General features: G+C 74.6%; 8 protein-coding genes. 5 read left to right on the top strand and 3 right to left on the bottom strand.

Annotated elements, in window-relative coordinates; all coding sequences use genetic code 11:
* The first annotated feature begins 131 nt into the window (after positions 1–131).
* The 3 genes from VKG64_17990 to VKG64_17980 are packed head-to-tail and all read left to right on the top strand — an operon-like array spanning position 132 to position 2,116.
* The gene (locus VKG64_17990) at positions 132–500 is read left to right on the top strand and encodes a nuclear transport factor 2 family protein (GenBank protein HKB26930.1); all 369 of its coding nucleotides are present in this window, start codon (positions 132–134) and stop codon (positions 498–500) included.
* A gap of 6 nt (positions 501–506) precedes the next feature.
* Positions 507–1,067, top strand: coding sequence for a protoglobin family protein (locus VKG64_17985; protein HKB26929.1), 561 nt, complete (start codon positions 507–509; stop codon positions 1,065–1,067).
* Positions 1,064–2,116 (top strand): UDP-N-acetylmuramate dehydrogenase, encoded by a 1,053-nt coding sequence (locus VKG64_17980; GenBank protein HKB26928.1) that lies wholly within the window; start codon positions 1,064–1,066, stop codon positions 2,114–2,116. Before VKG64_17985 ends, VKG64_17980 begins: the two co-directional genes overlap by 4 nt.
* Before the next feature lie 78 nt (positions 2,117–2,194).
* Here VKG64_17980 and VKG64_17975 read toward each other — a convergent pair whose 3' ends face one another.
* A complete protein-coding gene (locus VKG64_17975; protein ID HKB26927.1) occupies positions 2,195–3,724 on the bottom strand; it encodes an adenylate/guanylate cyclase domain-containing protein in 1,530 nt (509 codons plus the stop codon).
* A complete protein-coding gene (locus VKG64_17970) occupies positions 3,724–4,290 on the bottom strand; it encodes a histidine phosphatase family protein (GenBank protein ID HKB26926.1) in 567 nt (188 codons plus the stop codon). The genes VKG64_17975 and VKG64_17970 overlap by 1 nt, the downstream gene beginning before the upstream one ends.
* On the opposite strand from VKG64_17970, the gene VKG64_17965 reads away from it, so the two are divergent.
* Positions 4,289–6,583 (top strand): xanthine dehydrogenase family protein molybdopterin-binding subunit, encoded by a 2,295-nt coding sequence (locus VKG64_17965; protein ID HKB26925.1) that lies wholly within the window; start codon positions 4,289–4,291, stop codon positions 6,581–6,583. The genes VKG64_17970 and VKG64_17965 overlap by 2 nt on opposite strands.
* 30 nt (positions 6,584–6,613) lie before the next feature.
* Positions 6,614–7,309 (top strand): response regulator, encoded by a 696-nt coding sequence (locus tag VKG64_17960; protein ID HKB26924.1) that lies wholly within the window; start codon positions 6,614–6,616, stop codon positions 7,307–7,309.
* A 6-nt stretch (positions 7,310–7,315) separates the two neighbouring features.
* Here the strand turns inward: VKG64_17960 and VKG64_17955 are convergent.
* On the bottom strand, positions 7,316–7,890 hold a 575-nt coding region (locus VKG64_17955; GenBank protein ID HKB26923.1), incomplete at its 5' end, for an HAD family phosphatase.

The raw sequence follows: 7,890 nt of genomic DNA, 5'->3' as shown, positions 1-7,890 counted from the left end.
CGCGCCCACGACCGCGCGGCCTGGACCCGCGCGCTCGCCCGCGCGGGCGAGGGCTACCGGGGCGGGCCCTGGACCGCCACGCGGCTCCAGCCCTGACGGTGTTGTACAGTCGTACACCAGAGGAGGACCCCATGCCGAGCGTCGAATTTCTCGAGCGGTTCGCCGAGGGCTGGAACGCGCACGACGTGGACGCACTCATGACGTTCATGGCGGAGGACTGCGCCTTCGAGACCACCGCCGGCCCGGAGGTGTGCGGCAAGCGCTACGAGGGGCGCGAGCGCGTGCGCGAAGCGTTCGCGCGCGTGTTCAAGCTGTTCCCCGACGCCCACTTCGGCGGCGCGCGCCACTTCGTCGCGGGCGACCGGGGCTGCTCGGAGTGGACGTTCACGGGCACGGCCGCCGACGGCAAGCGTGTCGAGGTCCTGGGCTGCGACCTGTTCACGTTCAGGGGCGGCAAGATCGCGCTGAAGTCCTCGTACTTCAAGAACCGGACGGCCTGAGCGCGGGTGACGGCGCCGCAGCCGCCGGGCGAGCCCTCCTACCTCCCGGGGACCGACATGCCGCGGTTCATCCGGGAGCTGATGGAGTTCGTCGAGCTCGGCGAGGCCGACGTGGAGGCGGTGCGCCGCACGGCGCCGGTCGTCCTCGCCCACGAGGCCGCGTTCACCGACGCGCTCTACGCGCATTTCCTCAAGTTCCCGGCGACGGCGCGGTTCTTCCTCGGCGAGGACGGCACGCCCGACGCCGCACGGCTCGAACGGCGCAAGCACAGCCTCGCGCGCTGGCTCCGTCAGACGGCCGAGGTCGCGACGACGCAGGAGTTCTCCTACTACCTCCTCGCGGTCGGCCTCTCGCACAGCCATCGCGCCCACGGCCCGGGCGGTGTGGTGCCGCCCCACTTCATTGTCGGCGCGATGAGCCTCGCGCAGAGCGCGCTGGCCCGCCTCTTCCGCGCCGAGCTCGCCGATCCGCAGGCGGCGCTCGACGCGAGCCTCGCGTGGAACAAGCTCCTGCTCGTCCACCTCGCCGTGCTCCTCCTCGGCTACATCCCGCCGGCGCGCCGGTGACGCCGCGCGAGAGCGTCCCGCTGGCGCCGCGCACCACGCTGGCCGTCGGCGGCCCCGCGCGCTGGTTCGTCGAGGCGCGCGAGGAGTCCGCGGTGCTCGACGCGCTCGCCTGGGCGAGGGCGCGCGGCGTCCCGCTCCGCGTGCTGGGCGGGGGCTCGAACCTCGTCGTCCCCGACGAGGGCGTGGACGCGCTCGTGGTGAAGATCGACCTCCGCGGCGTCTCCACGCGCGAGGCCGGCGGCGCGCTCGAGCTGACCGCGGCGGCCGGCGAGCCGTGGGACGACCTCGTCCGTCGCGCCGTCGAGCGCGGCTGGGCCGGCCTCGAGTGTCTCTCCGGGATCCCGGGGCTCGTCGGGGCCACGCCCATCCAGAACGTCGGCGCCTATGGCCAGGAGGTGAGCGACACCGTCACCGAGGTGCGCGCGCTCGACACGCGCGAGGGCGCCGTCGCAACGCTCGCCGGGCGCGACTGCGGCTTCGTCTACCGCGACAGCCGCTTCAAGAGCGGCGAGCCCGGCCGCTGGGTCGTCCTCTCCGTGAGCTACCGCCTGCGCCCGGGCGGCCCGCCGACCCTGCGCTACGCCGACCTCGAGAAGCATCTGGAGGCGCGGCGCCTCGCGGCGCCGACGCTCGCCGACGTGCGCGAGAGCGTGCTCGCGATCCGGCGCGCCAAGTCCATGGTGCTCGACGACCCGGGCGATCCGAACCGCCGGAGCTGCGGCTCCTTCTTCACGAACCCGATCGTCACCGCGGCCGAGCTCGCCGAGGTCGAGGGCCGCGTGCGCGACCCGGCGATGCCGCGCTGGCCGCAGCCCGACGGCCGGGTGAAGCTCTCGGCCGCGTGGCTCATCGAGCGCGCGGGCTTCCGGCGCGGCCACCGGCACGGCACGGTCGGGCTCTCGAGCCGCCACGCCCTCGCCATCGTCTGCCACGAGGGCGCCCGCGCCCGCGACGTCGTCGCCTTCGCGCGCGAGCTGCAGGCGGCGGTGCGCGAGCGCTGCGGCGCCCGCCTCACGCTCGAGCCCGTGGTCTGGGATCAGAGCCCGTGAACGAGCCGCGCCCCGGGTTTCCCGGGGCGTGTGCGAGCGTCGGGGGGCTTGGGGGGCCCGTCGCAGCCCCCCATGAATTCAAGCGAGCCGGTAGATCTCGACCTCGACCGACCGTCCCTTCACGCGCACCGCGGGCAGCGGCGTCAGCGCGAACGTCCCGTCGAGGAGCGCCCGCGTCGTGCCGCTCACGAGGATGTCCGAGCCGAGCTGCTTGTTGAGGTCCTGGATGCGCGAGGCGAGGTTCACCGGGTCTCCCACGAGCGCGTAGGAGAGCCGCTCGCTCGAGCCGATGTTGCCGGCGAGCACGCGCCCCGTGTGGATCCCGACGCCGTGGCGAAGCGGCGGCTTGCCGGCGCCCGCCCGCTCGGCGTTCAGGCGCGCGAGACGCTCGCGCATCTCGAGCGCGGCCCGGAGGGCCAGCGCGGCGTGCGCGGGGTCGGCCACCGGGGCGCCGAAGACCGCCTCGATCTCGTCGCCGATGAACTGCAGGACCAGCCCGCGGTGGCGGCGGATCGCCTCGTTCATCTCGGTGAAGTAGCGGTTCAGGTCGCGCACGACCTCCCGCGGGTCCGTCGCCTCCACCCAGGGCGTGAAGTCGCGGAGGTCGGCGAAGAGGATCGTGACCTCGCGCGCCTGGCCCTCGAGCGCGAGGCGGCCCGAGAGGATCTCGTCGCGCACCTCGGGGCTCACGTACTTGCCGAAGGTCTCCTTGAGGAACTCGCGCTCGCGGAGCCCGCCGACCATCCGGTTGAAGCCCTCGGCGACCTCGCCGAGCTCGTCGTTCGACACCACGGGGCAGCTCGCCTCGAGATCGCCCTGCCGGACCCGGCCCATCGCCGCCTGGAGGTCGCGCAAAGGCGCCGCGACGCTGTTGGCGACGAAGATCGCGAGCGTGATCGCCGAGACGACGCCGGCGACGACCAGGAAGACGATCGTGACGAGCATGTTGTCGACCATCCGGGCCGCCGCCGCCGGGTCGGTCGTGAGGAGCGCCACGGCCCGGCGGTAGGCGAGCACGCCGAGGAGTGAGAGCGGCACGGTCCCGAGCATCAGGAAGATCACGAGCAGCCGCGTCTTCACCCGCAGCCTGATCACGCCCGGCACGGCGCTCATGTCGCCCTCGGGGAAGAACTGCGGCAGCTCGCGGCGCCACAGGCGCTCGATCAGGAAGAAGACGAACGCCGTCGTGACGGTCCCGGCGACGAAGGTGATGCCGAAGATCCTCTGGAGCGCCCGGCTCGGCGTGAAGTGGCCCAGGACGAGGGGCCAGAAGACGCCCCAGATGAGGCCGGCAAGCGTCCACGCGCAGGCGGTGACTCCGGCCACCATGTACGGGAGCAGCACCGCGCGCCGCCGCGCCTCGGGCCAGTCGAGCGTCCCTGGCAGGGCGCTCGACAGCGGTCGCGCCCAGCGATTCGCCCACACGGACGCCGCCGCCGCGAGGAGGCTGAAGCTGGCGATGAAGAACGCGACCGAGGCCACGCTCCGCGCTTCGGGCAGCGGCACGGAGTCGATGAAGGTGAAGTACGAGAACGCGAGGAGCGCGCCCACCAGGTTCGCCGACAGCTGCGCCGCGGTCAGCTTCCGGCCGAGGCGCGGCGCTTCCATCAGAGCACCCGCGTCGCGGCCTCGGCGCCGCGCTCGATCAGGCGGAGCGCGCCGTCCTCGACCTCCACGAGCGTGACCGAGCAATGATCGGGCGCGAAGGAGACGACGCGGTCGTCGCGGGTCGCCGCGCCCACCGCGACGTTGATCGCGATGTAGTGGCTCACGACCACGCTCGGCTCGCGGATCGCCCCAAGCGCCTCGACGACGCGGCGCCGCCAGGCCTGGAGCTCGGGCGCCTGCGCCGCCCAGCGCCCGGCCGTCACGCCGCGGAGCCACTCGCCGCGTCGCGCCAGGTCCTCCACCGGCGACGGAATCTCCGCCACGCGAGGCTCGATCAGGGCCGTGCGGCGCCAGCGCAGCTCGAGCGGCGCCGCGGTCTCGCGCGTCCGGCGGAGCGGGCTCGCGACGATCGGCAACGGGCCGAGGGGCGCGAGCCGCGCGGCCAGCGCCTCGGCCTGGGCCCGGCCCTCGGGATCGAGTCCCGGGTCCCGCGCCTCGCCGAAGCCCGCCGCCGCGCGACCGTGGCGCACGAGATAGAGCCTGACCATGTACACTCTCCTCGCCATGATAGGCGCCTCGCCCCTCAGGAAGGAAGACCGCCGTCTCCTCGCGGGCGCCGGCCGGTACCTGGACGACCTGAGGCGCGAGGGCATGCTGCACCTGGGCGTCGTGCGGAGCGTCCAGCCCCACGCGCGCATCGTGAAGATCCAGGCGTCGCGGGCCCGCGCGCTGCCCGGCGTCGTCGACGTCTGGAGCGCCGCGGACCTCCACGAGATCACGAAGCCCATCGGGGGCGCGATCACCGGCCGCCCGTTCGCCCAGCCCGTGCTCGTGCGCGACGTCGCCCGCTACGTGGGCGAGCCGCTGGCCGTCGTGATCGCCGAGAGCGCCTACCGCGTGGCCGACGCCCTCGAGCTCGTCGAGGTCCAGTACGAGCCGCTGCCGCCGATCGCGACGGGGGCGGATGGCCTGCGGACGCGGACGCGTCTCCACGAGGGCTGGCCCGACAACGCGGCGCTGACCGTGCGCGGCGCCGTGGGCGACGCCGAGCGCGGCCTCGCCGGAGCCGACGTCGTCGTCCACGCGAAGCTCAGGCATCCGCGGCTCGCCGCGGTGCCCATCGAGCCGCGCGGCGCCCTCGCCTACCGCGACGCGGACACGGGCGCGCTCGTCGTCTGGGCGTCCCACCAGAACCCCTATCGCGTGCGCGACGCCGTCGCCGGCGTCCTCGGCATCCCCGTCGAGGGCGTGCGCGTGATGATCCCCGACGTGGGCGGCGGCTTCGGCCCGAAGGGCTCCGTGTACTCCGAGGAGGTGCTCGTCGCCGTGGCGGCGCTGAGGCTCGGGCGGCCCGTGAAGTGGGTGGAGACGCGGCGCGAGGACTTCGCGAGCCTCGGCCACGACCGCGAGCAGGAGCACGAGGCGCGCATCGGCTTCGCGCGGGACGGGACGATCGTCGCGCTGGAGGACACGTTCCTCGCCGACGTCGGCGCGTATCCGGCCGAGGGCGCCGGGCTCACCGCGAACACGGTGAACCACCTGCCCGGCCCGTACCGCGTCCCGAACTACCGGGCGCTCGGCACGAGCGTCGTCACCTCGAAGACCGTGAACGCGGCGTACCGCGGCGCCGGCCGTCCCGAGGCCGTGCTCGTGATGGAGCGCCTCATGGACCTCGGGGCGCGCCGCCTGGGCCTCGACCCGGCCGAGCTGCGCCGCCGGAACCTCGTGCGCCCCGAGGAGATGCCCTACCGGTCCGGGCTCACGTACAAGGACGGCGTCCCCATCGCCTACGACCCCGGTGACTTTCCGCGCGCCTTCGAGCGCGCGCTCGCGCTGCTCGGCTACGACGACTGGCGGAAGCGCCAGCGCGCGCAGGCGGCCACGTCGCGCCGGATCGGCGTGGGCCTCGCCTGCTACGCGCAGGGCACGGGGCTCGGCCCCTTCGAGGGCGCCACGGTGCGCGTGGACCCGAGCGGGAAGGTCTACGTCCTGATCGGCGTCGCGGGCCAGGGGCAGGGCCACGCGACGACGCTCGCCCAGATCGCGGCGTCGGAGCTGGGCGCGGCGTTCGAGGACGTCCACGTGAGCGCCGGCGACACGGCGCTCCTCCCCTTCGGCATGGGCACCGGCGGGAGCCGCGTCACCGCGAACGCCGGACCCGCGGTGGCGCGCACCGCGCGCGAGGTGCGCGCGCGCGCCGCGCGCGTGGCGGCCGACCTGCTCGAGTGCGCGCCCGAGGACGTGCGGATCGAGCGCGGCCGCGCGCACGTCGCCGGCGTGCCCGACCGCTTCGTGACGCTCGGGCGCGTCGCGCAGGCGGCTGTGAAGTCGAAGGCGCTCAAGCCCACGGGCGAGCCGGGGCTCAACGCGTGCACGTACTTCTACCCCGACACCGTCACGTGGGCCTTCGGCACTCAGGCCGCGGCGGTGGAGGTCGACCTGGAGAGCTGCGCGATCCGCCTGCTCGCCTACGCGATCGTCCACGACAGCGGGCGCGCGATCAACCCGATGATCGTCGAGGGCCAGCTCCAGGGCGGCGCGGCCCAGGGGATCGGCGCGGGCCTCGCCGAGGAAGTCGTCTACGACGAGAACGCCCAGCTCCTCACGGCGAGCCTCATGGACTACGCGATCCCGAAGGCCGACCAGCTGCCGCCGCTGCCGGTGGCCCTCGAGGAGCACCCGTCGGTCATCAACCCGCTCGGCGTGAAGGGGGTGGGCGAGAGCGGCGCCATCCCGGGCGCGGCGGCGATCGTCAACGCCGTCGAGGACGCCGTGGCCGACCTCGGCGTGACGCTCCGCGAGGCGCCGATCACGAGCGCGCGGCTATTTTCCGCGCTCCGCGGAGCCCGCCCGACATAAGCTGGAACGGACGTGTAAGCTGGAAGCGTCATGCGGGTGCTGATCGTCGAAGACGAGACCTCGGTCCGCGAGGTCTTCCGCGACCTCGTCACGGCCCTCGGCCACGAGGCCATCCCCGTCGAGAGCGCCGAGCGCGGCCTCGAGAACCTCCAGCACGATCAGGCCGAGGCGGTCCTCCTCGACGTGCGGCTCCCCGGCATGAGCGGCCTCGCCTTCCTCGAGCACCCGGAGGTCCGCGCCGCCGGCGTCCCCATCGTCGTCGTCTCGGGCATGGCGTCCGAGGACGAGGCGCGCGCGTGCCTCCGGCTCGGCGCGCTCGACTACCTGCGGAAGCCCGTCACGCTCCAGCGGCTCACCGTCGTGCTCGAGCTGATCGAGCCCTACGCGCGCGCGCGCCGGCGCGCGGCGCACCGCGAGGAGCGGCGGCAGGCGCCGCGCGCGCCGGTGAGCCTGGCGGTGCGCCTCGTGTCCGACCGGGGCACCGGCTCGGCGGGCACGTGCACGCAGCTCTCCGCGCTGGGCATGAAGGTCCGGACCGCCGCGCGCCTCAGGGCGGGCCGCACGGTGCGCGTCGGCTTCGCCCCGCCCGACGCCGGCGGGCCGCTCGAGGCCGTCGCCCTCGTGACCCGCGTCGACGGCGACGGCGTCGCCCTCTGGTTCATGGACCTCGTGCCCTCGGAGACGCACCGGCTGGCGTCGCTCGTGACGCGGCTCCTCGACGCCTGACGCCGGTCAGGCGAGGAGGTCGAAGCCGAGAAGCGTGCCAAGCTCACGGAGCGCCGCGTCGGGACCCACGACCTTGATCGTCGTCATCCCGAGGGCGCGCGCGGTCTTGAGATTCGCGCCGATGTCGTCGAGGAACGCCGTCCGCGCCGGCTCGACGCCGAGCTCCTCGCAGACGAGCCGGTAGATGCGCGGGTCGGGCTTGCGCATGCCGACCGCGCGCGACTCGATGAACGCGTCGAACAGCTCCCGCAGCGGGCTCGGCGGCCGCGGCGTCTCGGTCGCCCAGTTGTTGGTGAGGGCGCCCACCCGCAGGCCGCGCTCGCGGATGCGGCGGACCGCGCGCAGCATCTGCGGCCGCGCCACGCCCGCCGACGCGATGTAGGCCATGAGCCGGTCGCCGCTCACGGCGACGCCGTGGGCGCGGCAGTCGGCCTCGAAGGGCCCGAGGAAGCGCTCGACGGTCAGCTCGCCCCGCTCGAGCCGCGCCCAGGCGCCGCGCTCGCCCGCGGCCACCACCGCGCGGTTGATCGCGTTCGGCGGGAGCCCGTGGTCGCGCTCGTAGCGCGCGATCGCGTGGAGGG

This window comes from Candidatus Methylomirabilota bacterium (assembly GCA_035260325.1).
GTDB lineage: Bacteria > Methylomirabilota > Methylomirabilia > Rokubacteriales > CSP1-6 > AR19.
Note: the sequence above shows the minus strand (reverse complement) of the source record. Positions and strands in the feature narration are given on the sequence as shown.

Coding starts and splice junctions, on each gene's coding strand:
- VKG64_17960 (HKB26924.1), top strand. CDS start 6,614: ATGCGGGTGCTGATCGTCGAAGACGAGACCTCGGTCCGCGAGGTCTTC.
- VKG64_17970 (HKB26926.1), bottom strand. CDS start 4,290: ATGGCGAGGAGAGTGTACATGGTCAGGCTCTATCTCGTGCGCCACGGT.
- VKG64_17975 (HKB26927.1), bottom strand. CDS start 3,724: ATGGAAGCGCCGCGCCTCGGCCGGAAGCTGACCGCGGCGCAGCTGTCG.
- VKG64_17990 (HKB26930.1), top strand. CDS start 132: ATGCCGAGCGTCGAATTTCTCGAGCGGTTCGCCGAGGGCTGGAACGCG.
- VKG64_17965 (HKB26925.1), top strand. CDS start 4,289: ATGATAGGCGCCTCGCCCCTCAGGAAGGAAGACCGCCGTCTCCTCGCG.